The sequence below is a fragment of the Bacillus sp. ABP14 genome, assembly GCF_001831375.1.
GTDB classification, from domain to species: Bacteria; Bacillota; Bacilli; order Bacillales; family Bacillaceae_G; genus Bacillus_A; species Bacillus_A paranthracis.
In genome coordinates, this window is record NZ_CP017016.1 from 4,732,504 (window position 1) to 4,750,135 (window position 17,632).

A 17,632-nucleotide genomic window follows, 5' to 3' on the forward strand; every position below is an offset into this window, starting at 1 on the left:
CTAAAAACAATCTCCCTTATTTAATTATCTTTTTTCACACTTTTTAGAACCTCTTGTAACACTTCTTTTTTAGCTAATCTAACTTCATCTTTTAATCTTTGTTCATATATTTTTTCTTTTTGTTCTTCTTTCTTTTCATTAAGTCTAATGTTTACGAATAAAAGACCTAGATTTAGTATCATAAGTGTCCCATTAGAGATAAAATTATCAACTATAGGTGTAATAATGTTATTTTTAAAAATGTCTATATTTGTTAACCATCCCACTGTTAAGCCTAATCCTATAGCCAATATCAACAGTATATTACTTAACCAAGAATTCCAGGACTTTCTAAATTTATTTTCTGAAATTGTAGTCAATCCAGCTGATAAAGCATAAAAAAAAGTGAATACTGAAACACCATTTCTAAAATTCGAGCCCATAATATTTGAATCTGGATATATCATATTAACGATAGCCAACACTATTAATACGTATCCTATAGTCGAAATCAATTTATCACCTTTAGTCATTAAAACACCGCCCTTATATTGAACTGGACCACTGATGTGAGATAGGAATAAAACACCTACGCAACCTGTTCCCTATACATTGTTCTTGGAATGATAAAATTTTTCATTTGACCTCGGCATCTATTATGGTAATTGAATTGAATTTTCACATTCCTTTTAATTACTCTTTTCTTACCTCCTCTAGTTGCATCTGCCATTCTAGTCTGATTGATCATAAATCAAGACTTAAATTTTAAAAAATATTTGTTACTCATTATAAAGAACATCTTTATCTACTTAATATCAAGCTTCTTACCTAAATAAATGATTTCTAACAGCTTAAAAAACAAAATTTTGTCTTCTTATCTTTTTTATTCCTTTGGAATTCATCCACATTTCATATAATTCCTTATTAATCCATATATTAACTTCATTTTACATTAACCCCTTTAAAACATAAATACATTTTTATTATGAGTATTTCCATTTGCTTAAGGACGTTAAGTAAATGGAAATATGTTATCAAAAGCGAACTAATAAAGATATGGATTTTAAGCTCTAGTAAAATCTTCATTCAAAATATCCCTAAACTTGCAGAAGGTTTATTTTGAAAGCATAACATTGCACAAAATTTTATAACGAATAGCATAAAAACTATATTATTGATTTCCTTTGATACAATATTTTGTTTAAATCAAAGAAGGAGGCGATATTAATGGAAGAACAATATATCAAAAAATTAGATAAAATTCTAAATCAATTTATTTTGCAATCCAAGAAATTTGTGGATTATTCATGTTTCCCCTATGGAACACATGACCTTTTATCTTATAACGTCACATCTGTAAAGCTTACATATGATTTTGAGTACTTTTCTTTTACTAAAAGTACTAAGACACTAATAAGTATCCGACATTTATTAAAAGCTGGGCACAATGAGGATGTAATGATGTTAGTACGAAGTATTTTTGAAAATTATTTAAGTACTCGATATCTACATGAAAATGAACACAAACTTGATAACTTTATTAAAAATCCTATAAAAGTTGCGTTAGCCTTTTATAACGTTCAATCAGATGGGGTACTAGTAAATCGAAATCAGGAGGAGATTGGAAAACAAGAAAACCCGAGTGCCTTTAAAATGGGCTTAGATAAGAAATATTTTACTCACTTCTATGATGTATTATCTCGATTCAGCCATTGTAATTTTGGACTTATTGATTACTATCAAGAAAATCTCAATTTTACAATTTCTAAAAATAATGAGCCATTAATGATTCGATTATTTGTAATTTTCACCTTCACTAAAATTTTTGAATTGGTTGTTACTGTTGAAGGAGAAGAATTTATGAATGAAAGAACTGAAAAGATTTGCTATCAACTTGTAGAAGATTCTATTATGTTACAAGAAAAAATAATGGATTTTCTCATTGCACGATTTAACGATAATACAGAGGAATTTCTAAAATACCATAACAAACGAATGAAAAGTTTGTTTAAAAATATGAAAAAATCACTAAAAGAGGAAATCGGAAGTATAAAAAAATAAAAAGGAAGGCATTTTTTCGAGGTCACTGAAAAAGTCCACCTAATAAGAAAAAGGAGCTCACCACCTATCATATACAGGTTATGGACTCCTTTGTTTTTTCAAAGCAATCACTTTTTCAGTGCCCTCATTTTTTCGCCACCTTTTTTTATTGAATTTCTTGTGAATTTATCCCTATAAGAATAGAATCACTAGTTAAACCCTGACCAAACACTAATTTTCATACTTAAAAAGAAGCATAAGCTTGCCGCAAACAAAAAGAACCATAAGCTTGCCGTTTCGGCAAACTTATGGTTCATATCACATACAAAATAAAAAAACCACCAAATATGTATTGGTGGAGACGGTGGGAGTCGAACCCACGTCCAAAAATATCGGCACTTAAGCTTCTACGAGTGTAGTCGATATATTAGCATTTCGCAAACTCTTCAGCCTATCGACAGGCTTCCAAGTTGCTAGTCTGGTTGTTCTCTTCCTTTGTCCTCAGACGGCGAACTCCGGCGTAGTCCACTTAGTTTGAGTCCCTTACCCTACCACATGGACGATGGAGGGAGGAACCTTTAGTGCAATTAAGCAGCTAAAGAAAGATTGTTTTGTTTGCCAATTATAGGCTTTGACGTTTTAACGAGGCCGATCCCCTCGACTCGCAACCTAAGCTCGAACTATCCCTGTCGAATCCGTAACGTCCCCATGATAAAAATGGAGCATACGAAGAAAATTTCGTGATAGCTACTAAGAGCTGTTTTTCAATGTGCAACAATCTTACATAAGTTATTATAACATACGCGCGCCGTTTTACAAATGTAAATATTTGTATTACATCTTTTGGCGATCACGGAACGCGCGTGCAATTTCACGTTTAGCTTCTTTCTCTTTTAAATCATGACGTTTATCGTATTGTTTCTTACCTTTTGCTAAACCAAGTGCCATTTTCGCAAATCCATTTTTCAAATAGATTCTAACTGGAACTAGTGCGTATCCTGTTTCTTTTGAAGCACCAGCTAACTTCTCAATTTCTTTTTTATGAAGAAGTAACTTTCTCGTGCGAAGCGGATCGTGGTTGAAACGATTCCCTTGTTCGTACGTACTAATATGCATATTATGAACCCATACTTCACCATTATGTACACGAGCAAACGCATCTTTCAAGTTCACGCGTCCAGCGCGAATCGACTTAATTTCCGTTCCTTGAAGGACAAGCCCTGCTTCATATGTTTCTTCGATGAAATAATCATGAAATGCTTTTTTATTTTGTGCAATAACCTTACCTGAACCTTTTGGCATATAACGTCCCTCCTCTATTTTTACTATTGTAACAAATGTTACTAAAAAGCGAAAGTGGCTCGCTTAGAATCTTTGGACATTGGAACTCCCGACAGAGAAGCGCTTTTTGCTTCGTCCGAGGGAGTGAAATGGCCAACAGATTCTAGCCACTGTAGCTGGATTCCATTAAAAGCGAAAGTGGCTCGCTCAGAATGTGAGGTGGATGGAGCTTCTGACCTTGAGGCGCTCTTTGCCTCTTGGGAAGAAGCGAAGCCGCCGAACATTCTAGCCACTGTAGCTGGATTCCATAAAAAGCGGGAGTGGCTCGCTCAGAATGTGAGATGGATGGAGCTTCTGACCTTGAGGCGCTCTTTGCCTCTTGGGAAGAAGCGAAGCCGCCGAACATTCTAGCCACTGTAGCTGGATTCCATAAAAGGCGGAAGTGGCTCGCTCAGAATGTGAGGTGGATGGAGCTTCTGACCTTGAGGCGTTCTTTGCCTCTAGAGAGGAAGCGAAGCCGCCGAACATTCTAGCCACTGTAGCTGGATTCCATTAAAAAGCGAAAGTGGCTCGCTCTCAAGCCACCAATAAAAAAGAAAAAGCCTCGCTTTCCATCAAAGCGAAGCCATCCTTTTCTTACTTACGCTTTTTCTTTTTCTTCTTGAATCCTGGTACGTTTTCGAAGAATGCTTTTTTCTTCTTACCGTTACCCTCTTTTTTCCCTGACTGGCTAGCGGACGTAGATGCGGATGCAGATCCTCTTCCTTTCCCTTTGCCACCACGGTCAAATTTTCTTCCTGTGCCACGTTCTCCGCCGCGCTCATTACTGCGCTCGCTACGTCCACCGCGTTTCTTTCTGCCTGTTCTTGGCTGTTCGATAACGACTGGACGATCTTTGAACTTACGACGAGGCGTACCTTTCATGCCAACGATTTCAAAGTCGATTGCACGCTCGTCTTTGTTTACGTTAATAACGCGAATTGTAATTTCGTCACCGATGCGGAATACGTTACCTGTACGTTCTCCGATCATTGCGAAATGCTGCTCATCATAACGGTAGTAATCATCCGTTAAGTAGCTAACATGTACAAGACCTTCAATTGTATTTGGAAGCTCTACGAATAAACCGAAGTTTGTTACAGAGCTAATCATACCGTCATACTCTTCGCCAATCTTATCAAGCATATATTCTGCTTTTTTCAGTTCGTCTGTTTCACGTTCTGCTTCAACAGCACGACGTTCCATATTAGAAGAGTGCTCTGCAATCTCAGGTAATTTTTCACGCCATTTTGCTTGCGTTTCATTATCGACTTTACCGTTAATGATGTATTCACGAATTAGTCTATGAACAATCGTATCTGGGTAACGACGAATTGGCGATGTGAAATGTGTGTAGAACTCAGTTGATAAACCAAAGTGACCTAAACTTTCTGCATCGTAACGTGCTTGCTTCATAGAACGAAGCATTACTGTTGAAATAACTACTTCTTCAGGCTGCCCTTGAACCATTTCAAGAATTTGTTGCAGGGCGCGAGGATGCACTTCATTCGCACGTCCTTTTACGGCATACCCGAAGTTCGTTACAAACTCGAAGAAACGCTCTAGCTTATCTTCTTTCGGATCTTCATGGACACGGTACATAAATGGTACGTTCATCCAGTGGAAGTGCTCTGCTACTGTTTCGTTCGCAACAAGCATAAATTCTTCAATTAACTTCTCTGATACAGAACGATCACGCATAACAACGTCTGTCGGTTTTCCTTCTTCATCTACTAATACTTTCGCTTCTTTAAAGTCAAAGTCGATTGCACCGCGGCGCATACGTTTTTCACGTAGGATTTGTGCTAATTGACCCATTTCTTTAAACATCGGTACAAGCGGCTCATAGCGTTTAATTAATTCTTCGTCCTCATCTTCTAAAATGCTTCTTACGTCAGCATACGTCATACGCTCTGTCGTTTTAATTACACTTTGGAAAATCTCGTGCTTTACAACATCACCTAAATTGTTGATTTCCATTTCACAAGATAACGTCAGACGATCTACTTTCGGATTTAATGAACAAATACCATTAGATAGACGATGTGGAATCATCGGAATTACACGGTCAACAAGATACACACTCGTCGCTCTCTCCGCTGCTTCTACATCAATTGGAGAACCTTCTTGAACGTAATGGCTTACATCCGCAATGTGAACGCCAAGCTTGTAGTTACCGTTCTCAAGCTTCGTTACTGTAACAGCGTCATCTAAATCTTTCGCATCTGCACCGTCAATTGTTACAATCATTTGGTCACGTAGATCACGGCGATCTTTTAAATCTTCTTCTGAAATCGTTTCTGGTACACTGTTTGCATGTTCCATCACTTCTTCAGGGAACGCTAAAGGTAAGTGATGTTTATGAATGACAGATAAAATATCTACTCCTGGATCATTTTTATGACCTAGAATTTGAATAACTTCACCTTCTGCACTTAAACGATTCTCTGGATAGCTCGTAATTTTCACAACTACTTTATGACCTTCTACAGCGCCCATTGATGCGCTTTTCAATACGAAAATGTCACTTGTCCAGCGTTTATTGTCAGGTATAACAAATCCAAAGTTTTTCGATTCTGTATATGTACCAACTAGTTCTTTCGTTCCGCGTTCTAAAATGCGTACAATGGAACCTTCTTGACGCGAACCACTTGATTGGGAACTAAGGCGTGCTAATACTGTATCGCCATGAAGTGCACCGTTTAATTCTGTAGGCGGGATGAAAAGATCATCATCTCCTGTTTTCTTCTCGTCTGGTACAACGAATGCAAAGCCACGTGCATGTCCAATTAACTTACCACGTATTAAATTCATCTTTTCAGGAAGACCGTAACGGTTGCTACGAGTACGAATAACAAGTCCCTTTTCTTCCATCGTTACAAGTGCTTTTACGAAATCTTTAAAGCCCTCAGAACCTTCAATCCCAAATGCCTCTTCTAACTCTTGTATCGTTAGCGGTTTATACGCTTCTTCTCTCATAAATAATAACAACTTATCAATATGTTCTTGTATGATTTCTTCCAAGCAAAAATACCTCCTTTAAAACCTTATATTATTTAGTGTATCCGAAAGATAGGGGATGTATAAAGCGAAACTTCAATACTCCCCTTATGATTTTTACAGTTTTCACAAAAAATTCCTTATGAAAAAAAGAGGCAACTAGATCTTACCAATCTAGTTGCTCCAAGAAGTTATATACATCCTCATGTAGCTCGTCACGCTGCTTATCAAGTGTAATGACATGCGTAGAGTCTTCATACCATTTAATGTCTTTTAACGTTGATTCTACACCGTTATAAATAATGTTCGCACTATCTGTATTAATCATTTCATCATGACGCGCTTGTACAACAAATGTTGGTGCATAAATCATGTCCACATTGTTACGTACGTCAGCAATTAATTGTTGTAATGCTTTTAATGTATTCATCGGTGTCTTTTGGAATTCCAACATTTCTTGTTCGATTTGCTCTGGTGATTTTTGCTCACGCTTTTTATATTCGCGGGCATATGCCAATATACCTTGGTACATCGTTTCTTCACTCTTAATATACATTGGTGCACACATTGGTACTACACCTAAAACCGGTACTGTATAACCTAATTTTAGTGAAAATACTCCGCCAAGTGACAATCCAACGACAGCAATTTTCTCAAACCCTTTATCTTTTAAAAGCTGATATGCCTCCGTTACGTCTTGCCACCAATCTTCAGGACCTGTATGAACAAGCTCTTCTGGCGGTACTCCGTGCCCTTTATAAATTGGCGCATGACAAGTGTAGCCTTTCTTTTCTAAGAAACGCCCTAACATACGTACATCAGCTGAGTTTCCTGTGAATCCATGTAGTAATAAAACAGCGCGGTCTCCACCCTCAAATGTAAATGGTTTCGGAGATGCTAATTTCATCATGTACTTCTCCTCTTTCTCTTCTGTAATCTAGTCGTATTCTTTCTATATCTAGTGTACCATATTTATATTTCTATAATCTAATTAGAAACATCTTTCAAATGGCAAAACAAAAAAAGAAGAACCATTAGTACATCTTACTAACGCTTCTTCTTTCAATTCTATAAGTTTAAGTACGTAACACCAATTGTTAATGCGAAGAACAATACAGCTAAAACAATTGTAATACGGTTTAATACCGCTTCAATTCCACGTGCTTTTTGCTTACCAAATAATTGCTCTGCACCGCCTGAAATTGCACCTGAAAGGCCTGAGCTATTACTAGACTGCATAAGTACCATAACAATCATTAAAATCGATACAATAATAAGTAAAACAGATAATAACGTATGCACTTGGCGTACCTCCTACAAAGATTCAGTTATTGTAACTGTAGCATAAATTCTATAGAAAAGCGAGAGCTATAAGGTTGCTCTCGCTTTTCTTCCATTACATGAACATCATTGCAAATAGCGGCCCGAGCAAACATGTCAAAATCGCTGTTAATGTCATTGTTACCGATCCAATAACACCTTCATGTTCATTATTTTTCATCGCTCTCATCACGCCCATAATATGAGAAGCACATCCAAATCCGATACCTTTACCAACTGAGTTTGTAACGCGGCTCCATTTTAATAAAAGCGGGCCGGTAATCGTTCCAGTAATACCTGCAATAACAACGAAAGCTGCTGTTAATGACGGTACACCACCTACTTGCTCTGAAACACTCATCGCAACCGGCATTGTCACCGACTTTGGTAAAGAAGATAAAATTAAACTTTTATCTGTTCCCATAAGTGACGCAATAGCAAAGTCACTTGCAATGGCAACTGTTGTACCTACTAGTACCCCGCCGGCAATCGGTACAACATATTTTTGAAGAACGTGACGTTGTTTATAAAGAGGAATTGCAAATGCTACAACACCGGGTCCAAGTAGCTTTGCAATCCAGCCACCACCACTTTCCATATAATGTTGATACGGTATATCAAGCACGATTAATAAGAAAGCCATTAATCCTGTTGCTACAAGCATTGGAATGGTGAATGGTGTTGGAAATAATTTATAGATTTTTTTAGATAATTGATATAATAGCACCGTAAAAAGAACCCAACCGATTCCGATTAATATTTTGCTCATCGCGACTCTCTTTCCTTTCTATTCGCAAGATATTGTCCTGTATGTCCTGCGACAATAATAATTAAAAATGTACTCGCTACAACTGTAATGAAAAGAGAAATTCCTTTACTCATAAAAAAAGCACCGTAATTCATTAGGCCAAGCGTTGGCGGAATTAATAAAAACGGCATAATAGCAACGAGTGTTTCTGCTCCTAAATCGAACCATTTCACTGGAAGAACTTTTAGGCTAAGTAAAACAAGTAAGAGGAACATTCCAATCAAACTTCCTGGGATCGGAATATTTAACATTTCTTGTACCCAAGTTCCAACCATATAAAAAACGTAAAGAGCAGCAATTTGGACAAGAATCTTTGTAAATTTCATGTTCATCATCCCTCTTGTTTATACGATCTTCTGTTAATATCTTTATCATAGTATAAATTGTAAAAAGCTGCAATTTATCAACTTGACAGCAAAAAACGCCTATGTTATACGCTTACAACCTTGATATGACTACATTTCCAAGAGGAAATTAAGTCAAAAACCTTGACCTAATATAAGAAGTTTTTATTTTCTGAATTTTAAATGTTGTTATTTCAATAAAATAATCTTTTTACCTTTAAGCTTACATATATATAAAGTGAAACTTTAATCAGTGGGGGTTCTTTATCCCCCACTGATTATCAACCCTCACCAATCGGACTTTAATGGGCAGCCCGACCCCACCTAAATTCTTTGCTTTCGCTGAATTTTGAGGTGGGGGTCTTACTGCCCATTAAAGTGGGATAAACAAGATAGGTGGTGAACATATGCCCAAAAAAGTTCTTATTTTTTGTGATCCTGGCATTGATGATACGATGGCTCTCCTATTAGCGTTCTTTATCGATGAAATAGAAATCATCGGCATTGTTGCAGATTACGGCAATGTTCCAAAAGAGATGGCCGTACAAAATGCTCATTTTCTTAAGAATGAAACAAGGAATAGAAATATTAAGATATTCGGTGGTTCAGAACGCCCTCTTACTGGTGCCCCGCCTGCTTTTTTTACAGAAGTACACGGGAAACAAGGGCTTGGGCCAATTATTCCAAATGGGAATGTGACTAACGGAGAAATGGAGAATTTCTTTGAAGTCATTCCTCTTATTGAACAGTATAAAGATGAATTAATCATTGTAAGTTTAGGAAGACTTACCTCTCTAGCAATTTTATTTATCATGTGCAAACAGTTAATGAAACAAATTAAATCTTACTACGTAATGGGCGGTGCCTTTTTACATCCTGGTAATGTCACCCCTATTTCCGAAGCAAACTTTTATGGCGATCCTACTGCCGCTAATATAGTCCTTCAATCCTCACCTAACATGTACATCTATCCATTAAACGTCACCCAATATTCCATCATTACACCAGAAATGGCTGAATATATTGAAGCAAAAGGAAAAGCCCCACTCGTCAAACCGTTATTCGATCATTATTACTACGGCTATTATAAAAATGCTCTACCACATTTAAAGGGTAGCCCCTTCCATGACACAATGCCAATACTCGCTTTACTTGATAACTCTATGTTTACGTATCACAAATCCCCTATCGTTGTCATGACAGAATCCTCTGCACAAGGAGCAAGCATAGGGGAATTTCGTTCTTTAGTGAACCAAAAGCCATTTATTGATTGGCCGGGTCATCAAATTGCAATTGATTTTGATTATAACAGTTTCTTTAAACATTTCATGTCACTTATGACGGGAGAACAATTTTAGCATAAAAAAAACAGACCGTGATTTCTCACGGTCTGTCGTTATTTTCTACAATTATCGTTTGATGTTGTAGAAAGATTTGATACCATCGTAAACAGCGATTTCGCCTAGTTCGTCTTCGATGCGTAATAATTGGTTGTACTTAGCAATACGGTCAGTACGGCTCATAGAACCAGTTTTGATTTGGCCAGCGTTAGTTGCAACTGCGATGTCAGCGATTGTAGCATCTTCAGTTTCACCAGAACGGTGAGATACAACTGCTGTGTAACCAGCACGTTTAGCCATTTCGATAGCTTCGAAAGTCTCAGTTAAAGTACCGATTTGGTTAACTTTAATTAAGATTGAGTTAGAGATACCTTTTTCGATACCTTCAGCAAGTTTTTGAGTGTTAGTTACGAATAAATCGTCACCAACTAATTGTACTTTGCTTCCAAGACGCTCAGTTAATAATTTGTGACCATCCCAGTCGTTTTCGTCTAAACCATCTTCGATAGAGATGATTGGGAAGTCTTTGCAAAGCTCTTCGTAGAAATCAACCATTTCTGCAGAAGTTAAGCCAGTACGGCCTTCGCCTGCAAGGTCATATTTACCAGTTTCTTTGTTGTAGAATTCAGAAGAAGCAACGTCCATTCCTAAGAATACGTTCTCGCCAGCTTTGTAACCAGCTTTTTCGATAGCTTCGATGATTACTTCTAATGCTTCACGGTTAGAACCAAGGTTTGGAGCGAATCCACCTTCGTCACCTACTGCAGTGTTAAGACCTTTGTCATGTAATACAGCTTTAAGTGCATGGAATACTTCAGCACCCATACGGATTGATTCTTTGAATGTTGGAGCACCAACTGGTAAGATCATGAACTCTTGGAAGTCTACGTTGTTATCAGCGTGAGAACCACCGTTGATGATGTTCATCATTGGAGTTGGTAATTGTTTTGCATTGAATCCACCAAGGTAACGGTATAATGGAAGACCTACGAAGTCAGCTGCTGCGTGAGCTACTGCCATAGATACACCAAGGATAGCGTTAGCGCCTAGTTTACCTTTGTTTGGAGTGCCATCTAATTCGATCATAGCACGGTCAATACCAGCTTGGTCAGTTACGTCGAAACCAACGATTTCTGGAGCGATAATTTCGTTAACGTTGTTTACTGCGTTAACAACACCTTTACCAAGGTAACGAGACTTGTCACCGTCACGTAATTCTACTGCTTCGTGTTCACCAGTAGATGCACCACTTGGTACGATAGCGCGTCCGAAAGCGCCGCTTTCTGTGTAAACTTCTACTTCTACAGTTGGGTTACCACGAGAGTCAAGGACTTCGCGAGCATAAACATCAATAATTGTTGACATAATAAATTCTCTCCTTTTTATATAAGCAAATTATTTAATAATTGTTTTACCTGTCATTTCTTTCGGTTGCTCAACACCAAGAAGTGTAAGCATAGTTGGAGCGATATCACCTAAGATACCACCTTCACGTAATTCTACGTCGTTCTTAGTAACAATGAAAGGAACCGGGTTAGTTGTATGAGCTGTCATTGGCTCTCCGTCAGAAGTTAATTCTTCGTCAGCATTACCATGGTCAGCAGTAATAAGTGCTACACCATCTTTTGCAAGAATCGCTTCTACAACTTTTCCTAAACATTCGTCAGTTGCTTCTACTGCTTTAATCGTTGGTTCCATCATCCCAGAATGGCCAACCATATCACAGTTCGCAAAGTTAAGAATGATAACATCATGTTTATCATTTTCGATTTCATTTACTAAAGCGTCCGTTACTTCGTAAATGCTCATTTCAGGTTTCAAGTCATACGTTGCAACCTTCGGTGAGTTAATTAAGATACGCTCTTCTCCTGGGAATTCAGCCTCACGACCACCGCTAAAGAAGAATGTAACGTGCGGATACTTTTCAGTTTCCGCGATGCGAAGTTGCTTTAATCCCGCTTGCGCAACAACTTCACCTAAAGTGTTATCAAGGTTCATTGGCTTGAATGCCACGTAACCATCTACTGTTTCACTAAAGTGTGTCATACATACGAATTCTGGAATGTGAGGTACTTTTTCACCACGATCGAACTCACGGAAGTCTTCGTTTGTAAATACACGAGCAATTTGAATTGCACGGTCTGGACGGAAGTTATAGAAGATAACTGCATCATCATCATTGATTGTTGCAACTGGCGTGTTATCTTCGTTAACAATTACAGACGGCAATACGAATTCATCGTAGATACCATTTGCATAAGAGTCTTCTACACACTCTTCTGCTGATTTATAAGTAGGTCCTTCACCATTCACCATAGCACGGTAACATTTTTCTACGCGATCCCAACGCTTGTCACGGTCCATGGAGTAATAACGACCAGAGATAGTCGCGAATTGTCCTACTCCTGTTTCTTTAATTACTTCATTTGTTGCATCAATATAGCTTTGTGCTGTTTTTGGTCCAACATCGCGGCCATCTAAGAATGCATGAATGTATACTTTCTCAACGCCTTCTTTAGCTGCTAAGCGAAGAAGAGCAAACATGTGGTTCATGTGACTATGCACACCACCGTCAGAAAGTAAACCGAATAAATGAAGTGCAGTACCTTTTTCTTTTACGCTTTTAATTGCACTTTGGAACGTTTCGTTCTTATCGAACTCACCTTCACGAATTGCAACGTTTACGCGTGTTAAGCTTTGATATACAATGCGGCCAGCACCGATATTTAAGTGACCAACCTCAGAGTTACCCATTTGACCTTCTGGAAGACCTACTGCCTCGCCACAAGCTGTAAGCGTTGTGTGAGGGAATTTGTTCCAGTAACCATCAAAATTAGGTTTCTTAGCTTGTGCTACAGCATTCCCGTAAGTTTCTTCACGAAGTCCGAAACCGTCAAGAATAATTAGAGCTGTTGGCTTTCTCATTTTACCGCCTCCAGAAGACCTAAGAACGAAGCAGGCTCTAAGCTAGCACCGCCAACTAAAGCGCCGTCGATGTCAGATTGTGCCATGTACTCTTTAATGTTTTCTGGTTTTACGCTACCGCCGTATTGAATACGAACAGCTTCTGCAGCAGCTGGAGAAACAGCTTCTGCAACAACTTTACGGATGTGCGCACATACTTCGTTTGCATCTGCAGAAGAAGAAGATTTACCTGTACCGATAGCCCAGATTGGCTCATAAGCGATAACAGTTGCTTTAACTTGCTCTTCAGTTAAACCTGCAAGTGCTTTTGTCACTTGACCTGCTACTAGATCAAATGTTTTTCCGCTTTCGCGCTCTTCTAAAGTCTCACCACAACATACGATTGGTGTTAAAGCATGTTCAAATGCTGCGATAGTCTTTTTGTTTACTGACTCATCTGTTTCAGCAAACATTTCACGACGCTCAGAGTGGCCAAGTACTACATAGCCAACTTTTAAGTCGCTAAGTGCTACTGGGCTAATTTCGCCAGTGAATGCACCATTTTTTTCGAAGTGCATGTTTTGTGCACCTACTTGTAAATCAGTTCCTTCAGTCGCTGCTACAAGGCGCTCTAAGAATAGAGCTGGAGAGCAAACTACTGCATCAACAGCTGAAGCTGCTGGGATTTGACCTTTAACTTCCTCTACGAAGCTAACTGCTTCAGATAGAGTTTTATTCATTTTCCAGTTACCTGCGATAATTGGTTTACGCATGCTTTGCACCGTCCTTTTTCTTTGGCTGCTACTTATTTGTCGTTAAGACAAACTACACCTGGAAGCTCTTTACCTTCCATGAATTCTAATGACGCACCGCCGCCAGTAGAAATGTGGCTCATTTTATCAGCCATACCGAATTTTTCAACAGCTGCTGCAGAGTCACCACCGCCGATAACAGAGTATGTACCTTCTGCATCTGCTAATGCTTGTCCTACTGCTTTTGTACCTTGTGAGAATGGAGTCATTTCGAATACACCCATTGGTCCATTCCATACAACAAGCTTAGAGTTTTTAATTACATCTGCATAAATTTCACGTGTTTTAGGACCGATGTCCACGCCTTCCCAGTTAGAAGGGATAGAGTCGATACCAACGATTTTAGTTGTTGCAGTTTCAGAGAATTCCTCAGTGATTACAACATCAACTGGCATGTAGAAGTTTACGCCTTTTTCTTTTGCAAGTTGCATAAATTCTTTTGCTAGTTCAATCTTGTCGTCTTCACATAGAGATAGACCAATTTCATGACCTAAAGCTTTAACGAATGTGTAAGCAAGTCCGCCACCGATGATTAAGTTATCTACTTTGTCTAATAGATGACGAATTACACCGATTTTATCTTTTACTTTCGCACCACCGATGATAGCTGTGAATGGACGATCTGGGTTAGAAAGTGCTTTTCCAAGAACATCTAACTCTTTTTCCATTAGTAAACCAGATACTGCTGGTAGGTAGTCCGCGATACCTGCTGTAGAAGCATGAGCACGGTGAGCTGCACCGAATGCATCGTTTACGAAGATGTCAGCAAGAGCTGCAAATTCTTTCGCAAGTTCTGCATCGTTCTTTTCTTCGCCCGCATAGAAACGTACGTTTTCAAGAACTAATACGTCGCCTTCGTTCATTGCTGCAACCATTTCTTGTGCAACTGGTCCGAATGCTTCGTCTGCTTTTTTAACATCTTTACCAAGAAGCTCGCCTAAACGTGCTGCTACTGGAGTAAGACGTAATTCTTCTACTACTTGACCTTTTGGACGGCCTAAGTGGCTTGCTAAAATAACTTTCGCACCTTGCTCTACTAAATATTGAATTGTAGGAAGAGCTGCACGGATACGAGTTTCATCTGTAATTTTGCCTTCTTTCATAGGTACGTTGAAGTCAACGCGGCAAAATACACGCTTACCTTTTAAATCTACGTCACGAATTGATTTTTTGTTCATTGGATTTCCCTCCGACTACTAGTTAGGATTGACAAAACCCACTCAAAAGCTTAACACATTTGCTTTTAAAACGAAAGAAGAGAGAGAGGGAACAAACCCTCTCCCTCGTTTTGTCATTGATAACTTATATAATTAAGAATTAAAGACCTTTTGAAGTCATGTAAGCTGCTAGGTCTACTACGCGGTTAGAGTAACCAGTTTCGTTATCGTACCAAGAAAGTACTTTAACCATGTTACCTTCCATTACCATTGTAGATAATGCATCGATTGTAGAAGAAGCTGTACATCCGTTATAGTCGATAGATACTAATGGCTCTTCGCTGTATCCAAGGATACCTTTTAATTCGCCTTCAGCTGCTGCTTTGAATGCTGCATTTACTTCTTCAACTGTTACTTCTTTATCAAGTTCAACAACTAGGTCAACTAGAGAAACGTTAGCAGTTGGAACACGTACAGCGCCACCGTTTAATTTACCTTTAAGTTCTGGTAATACTAATGCTACTGCTTTAGCTGCACCAGTAGATGTTGGGATCATGTTTTCAGCTGCTGCACGAGCACGACGTAAATCTTTGTGTGGTAAGTCTAAGATTTGTTGGTCGTTAGTGTAAGAGTGAATTGTTGTCATCATTCCACGTTTTACGCCGAATTTTTCGTTTAATACTTTAGCGAATGGAGCTAAGCAGTTTGTAGTACAAGAAGCGTTAGATACTACGTTGTGGCTAGCTGCATCGTATTGTTCGTGGTTAACACCCATAACTACAGTGATATCTTCGTCAGAAGCTGGAGCTGAGATGATAACTTTTTTAACTGATCCACCTAAGTGTTTTTCAGCGTCTGCTTTTTTAGTGAAACGGCCAGTAGATTCTACTACGATTTCTACTCCGTAGTCGCTCCATGGTAATTGTGCTGGGTCACGCTCAGCGATAACTTTAATTTCTTTACCGTTAACAACGATGCTGCTTTCGTTAGCAGATACTTCTGCGTTTAAAGTTCCGTGAACTGTGTCATATTTTAAAAGGTGAGCTAAAGTTTTAGCATCTGTTAAGTCGTTGATTGCTACTACTTCTACCTCTGGGTTGTTAAGAGCTGCGCGGAATACGTTACGTCCGATACGTCCAAATCCATTAATACCAATTTTAGTCATTTGAATTTCCTCCTTGGGGGATTATATTAAAGGGTAATACCCTTTGTTAACTGTTTTGCTGCACCTTCATCTGTAATTAGAATTGAAGTGTGCCCTTGTTTAATTACAGCCTGTATTGCCTTTGCCTTTGAAGAACCTCCAGCGACTGCAACAACGTGAGATACATTTTGTAAATCCTCTAGTTGCATACCAACTGTTCTTACTTTATGAACAACATTTCCTTGTTCATTAAAGTAGTAACCGAAAGCTTCGCCAACTGCTTCGCTTGCCTGAATCTTTAACCAATCTGCTTCTGAAGTATTTCTGCGACGTGCCATTGTTAACGCATCACCTATTCCATGAATGACGATATTGGAAGATCGAATCAACTCAAGAACTTCTTTCACGGAAGGCTCTGTCACAATAGACGCATATGCTTCGCTGCTAACATGGTCTGGAACATACAATAAGCGATAATTACTCATCGTATTTTGCGCCATCTTGGCACAAATAGTATTGGCTTCTAACTCGACGCCTTCTCCAATTCCACCACGTGCTGGGACAAATAGCATATGTAAATCTTTGCAATCAAGCTGCATCATGTCCGCAACAGCAGCTAGCGTAGTTCCTCCAGCCACAGCAACGATATTATTCGCTGTCAGACGGTCTTTTATACAAGTCACACAAGCACGGCCCATCTCCAGTTTGACCCAAGGCGATTCATCACTATCACCAGGGACAACGAAAACTTCATCCAAGTCTAATGTTTCCTTAAGTTGCTTTTCTAAAACCTTTAACCCGGAAATTTCTTTCATAAAGTCTTCCAAAGCAAGAACTAAAGCTGTTCCTTCTTCTGTCAAAGTCATTCCAGAAGAAGCGACGTGAACTAAGTTTTGTTCTTTCAAAACTTGAACTTCACTTCGCAATACTCGTTCTGTCATACCGAGACTTGCTGATAAATTTCTTCTTCCAATCGGCTGCATAAGCCTAATGTATTGAAGAATTTGCATTCTCGTTTGCATAACAGGTAGCAGATCAGGTAATAATTTTTTTGTGTTCTGAATCCATGAGCGCATATCTTTTCTCCTCACTACATCGGTTCATTTTCCCTCATGGTCACTTTACGTCCCGTAGTGACATTTTGTGTCCCACATAGGTTAAAAAAATAATCCCTGCTACGTGTATTATTGTAACAGGAGATAGAAACTTATTCAACTCTTAACTGCATTCTTTATATAGTTTATTATGACACCTTTGTGAATGTTACCATATTCTACTTGTTTTCCGTCTATTTCTACAACCGGAATCATTAGGTGATATTTTTCTAAAAGGTCATTATCTTCATATATATCTATTTCCTCAATTTGAAAAGAATATTCACATTGTACTTCCTGTAAAACTTGTTTCGCCTTCACGCAAAGGCCACAATCATTTTTTGTATACAGTACAACTTTCATCTTCTTC

At 38.6% G+C, this 17,632-nt stretch carries 16 protein-coding genes and 1 other RNA gene; 2 read left to right on the top strand and 15 right to left on the bottom strand.

The genetic code is table 11. The annotated features are described in order from the left end of the window. Nucleotides 1–20 precede the first annotated feature (20 nt). The gene (locus BGI23_RS24805) at nt 21–512 is read right to left on the bottom strand and encodes a hypothetical protein (RefSeq protein ID WP_070807145.1); all 492 of its coding nucleotides are present in this window, start codon (nt 510–512) and stop codon (nt 21–23) included. A gap of 694 nt (nt 513–1,206) precedes the next feature. Between BGI23_RS24805 and BGI23_RS24810 the strand changes: the two genes are divergently transcribed. Further along, nucleotides 1,207–2,040, top strand: a complete 834-nt coding sequence (locus BGI23_RS24810) for a DUF5677 domain-containing protein (RefSeq protein ID WP_070807146.1) — start codon at nt 1,207–1,209, stop codon at nt 2,038–2,040. Between the two features lie 332 nt (nt 2,041–2,372). Here the strand turns inward: BGI23_RS24810 and ssrA are convergent. The 7 genes from ssrA to BGI23_RS24850 form a co-directional block, all read right to left on the bottom strand. After that, nucleotides 2,373–2,727, bottom strand: a transfer-messenger RNA (tmRNA) gene (gene ssrA, locus BGI23_RS24815). 126 nt (nt 2,728–2,853) lie between these two features. Beyond that, complete coding sequence (gene smpB, locus BGI23_RS24820) at nt 2,854–3,321, bottom strand: SsrA-binding protein (RefSeq protein WP_001123905.1); 468 nt, start codon at nt 3,319–3,321, stop codon at nt 2,854–2,856. A 615-nt stretch (nt 3,322–3,936) separates the two neighbouring features. Beyond that, complete coding sequence (rnr, locus tag BGI23_RS24830) at nt 3,937–6,363, bottom strand: ribonuclease R (RefSeq protein WP_070807148.1); 2,427 nt, start codon at nt 6,361–6,363, stop codon at nt 3,937–3,939. 142 nt (nt 6,364–6,505) lie between these two features. Further along, nucleotides 6,506–7,246, bottom strand: coding sequence for a carboxylesterase (gene estA / locus BGI23_RS24835; RefSeq protein WP_000761976.1), 741 nt, complete (start codon nt 7,244–7,246; stop codon nt 6,506–6,508). Between the two features lie 161 nt (nt 7,247–7,407). Further along, entirely contained in the window at nt 7,408–7,641 is a 234-nt protein-coding gene (gene secG / locus BGI23_RS24840) for a preprotein translocase subunit SecG (protein ID WP_000557262.1), read from the bottom strand. A gap of 94 nt (nt 7,642–7,735) precedes the next feature. Continuing rightward, nucleotides 7,736–8,428 (bottom strand): LrgB family protein, encoded by a 693-nt coding sequence (locus BGI23_RS24845; RefSeq protein WP_070807149.1) that lies wholly within the window; start codon nt 8,426–8,428, stop codon nt 7,736–7,738. After that, nucleotides 8,425–8,793, bottom strand: a complete 369-nt coding sequence (locus BGI23_RS24850) for a CidA/LrgA family holin-like protein (protein ID WP_000673222.1) — start codon at nt 8,791–8,793, stop codon at nt 8,425–8,427. Before BGI23_RS24850 ends, BGI23_RS24845 begins: the two co-directional genes overlap by 4 nt. Before the next feature lie 425 nt (nt 8,794–9,218). Here BGI23_RS24850 and BGI23_RS24855 point away from each other — a divergent pair, with 425 nt between their 5' ends. Then, nucleotides 9,219–10,169, top strand: coding sequence for a nucleoside hydrolase (locus BGI23_RS24855; protein WP_001125031.1), 951 nt, complete (start codon nt 9,219–9,221; stop codon nt 10,167–10,169). Nucleotides 10,170–10,220: 51 nt separating this feature from the next. Here BGI23_RS24855 and eno read toward each other — a convergent pair whose 3' ends face one another. The 7 genes from eno to BGI23_RS24890 form a co-directional block, all read right to left on the bottom strand. After that, on the bottom strand, nt 10,221–11,516 hold the full coding sequence (gene eno / locus BGI23_RS24860; protein ID WP_000103957.1) for a phosphopyruvate hydratase: 1,296 nt from the start codon (nt 11,514–11,516) through the stop codon (nt 10,221–10,223). 30 nt (nt 11,517–11,546) lie between these two features. After that, the gene (gene gpmI / locus BGI23_RS24865; RefSeq protein ID WP_001231150.1) at nt 11,547–13,076 is read right to left on the bottom strand and encodes a 2,3-bisphosphoglycerate-independent phosphoglycerate mutase; all 1,530 of its coding nucleotides are present in this window, start codon (nt 13,074–13,076) and stop codon (nt 11,547–11,549) included. Continuing rightward, nucleotides 13,073–13,828, bottom strand: coding sequence for a triose-phosphate isomerase (tpiA, locus tag BGI23_RS24870; RefSeq protein WP_070807150.1), 756 nt, complete (start codon nt 13,826–13,828; stop codon nt 13,073–13,075). The genes gpmI and tpiA overlap by 4 nt, the downstream gene beginning before the upstream one ends. Nucleotides 13,829–13,860: 32 nt before the next feature. Beyond that, nucleotides 13,861–15,045 carry a phosphoglycerate kinase gene (locus BGI23_RS24875; RefSeq protein ID WP_001036342.1) on the bottom strand — a complete coding sequence of 395 codons (1,185 nt, stop codon included), beginning with the start codon at nt 15,043–15,045 and terminating at the stop codon, nt 13,861–13,863. Nucleotides 15,046–15,184: 139 nt separating this feature from the next. Next, a complete protein-coding gene (gene gap, locus BGI23_RS24880) occupies nt 15,185–16,189 on the bottom strand; it encodes a type I glyceraldehyde-3-phosphate dehydrogenase (RefSeq protein ID WP_000161231.1) in 1,005 nt (334 codons plus the stop codon). Nucleotides 16,190–16,215: 26 nt separating this feature from the next. Continuing rightward, the gene (gene cggR / locus BGI23_RS24885) at nt 16,216–17,244 is read right to left on the bottom strand and encodes a gapA transcriptional regulator CggR (RefSeq protein WP_001258187.1); all 1,029 of its coding nucleotides are present in this window, start codon (nt 17,242–17,244) and stop codon (nt 16,216–16,218) included. A 135-nt stretch (nt 17,245–17,379) separates the two neighbouring features. Further along, nucleotides 17,380–17,625 carry a glutaredoxin family protein gene (locus BGI23_RS24890; protein ID WP_000869738.1) on the bottom strand — a complete coding sequence of 82 codons (246 nt, stop codon included), beginning with the start codon at nt 17,623–17,625 and terminating at the stop codon, nt 17,380–17,382. Nucleotides 17,626–17,632 lie beyond the last annotated feature (7 nt).

Bases quoted from the DNA above. Each gene is read 5' to 3' on its own strand.
- BGI23_RS24875 (WP_001036342.1), bottom strand. From the start codon at position 15,045: ATGAACAAAAAATCAATTCGTGACGTAGATTTAAAAGGTAAGCGTGTA.
- BGI23_RS24890 (WP_000869738.1), bottom strand. From the start codon at position 17,625: ATGAAAGTTGTACTGTATACAAAAAATGATTGTGGCCTTTGCGTGAAG.
- gpmI (WP_001231150.1), bottom strand. From the start codon at position 13,076: ATGAGAAAGCCAACAGCTCTAATTATTCTTGACGGTTTCGGACTTCGT.
- eno (WP_000103957.1), bottom strand. From the start codon at position 11,516: ATGTCAACAATTATTGATGTTTATGCTCGCGAAGTCCTTGACTCTCGT.
- BGI23_RS24850 (WP_000673222.1), bottom strand. From the start codon at position 8,793: ATGAAATTTACAAAGATTCTTGTCCAAATTGCTGCTCTTTACGTTTTT.
- BGI23_RS24855 (WP_001125031.1), top strand. From the start codon at position 9,219: ATGCCCAAAAAAGTTCTTATTTTTTGTGATCCTGGCATTGATGATACG.
- smpB (WP_001123905.1), bottom strand. From the start codon at position 3,321: ATGCCAAAAGGTTCAGGTAAGGTTATTGCACAAAATAAAAAAGCATTT.
- gap (WP_000161231.1), bottom strand. From the start codon at position 16,189: ATGACTAAAATTGGTATTAATGGATTTGGACGTATCGGACGTAACGTA.
- BGI23_RS24805 (WP_070807145.1), bottom strand. From the start codon at position 512: ATGACTAAAGGTGATAAATTGATTTCGACTATAGGATACGTATTAATA.
- cggR (WP_001258187.1), bottom strand. From the start codon at position 17,244: ATGCGCTCATGGATTCAGAACACAAAAAAATTATTACCTGATCTGCTA.
- BGI23_RS24845 (WP_070807149.1), bottom strand. From the start codon at position 8,428: ATGAGCAAAATATTAATCGGAATCGGTTGGGTTCTTTTTACGGTGCTA.
- BGI23_RS24810 (WP_070807146.1), top strand. From the start codon at position 1,207: ATGGAAGAACAATATATCAAAAAATTAGATAAAATTCTAAATCAATTT.
- tpiA (WP_070807150.1), bottom strand. From the start codon at position 13,828: ATGCGTAAACCAATTATCGCAGGTAACTGGAAAATGAATAAAACTCTA.
- estA (WP_000761976.1), bottom strand. From the start codon at position 7,246: ATGAAATTAGCATCTCCGAAACCATTTACATTTGAGGGTGGAGACCGC.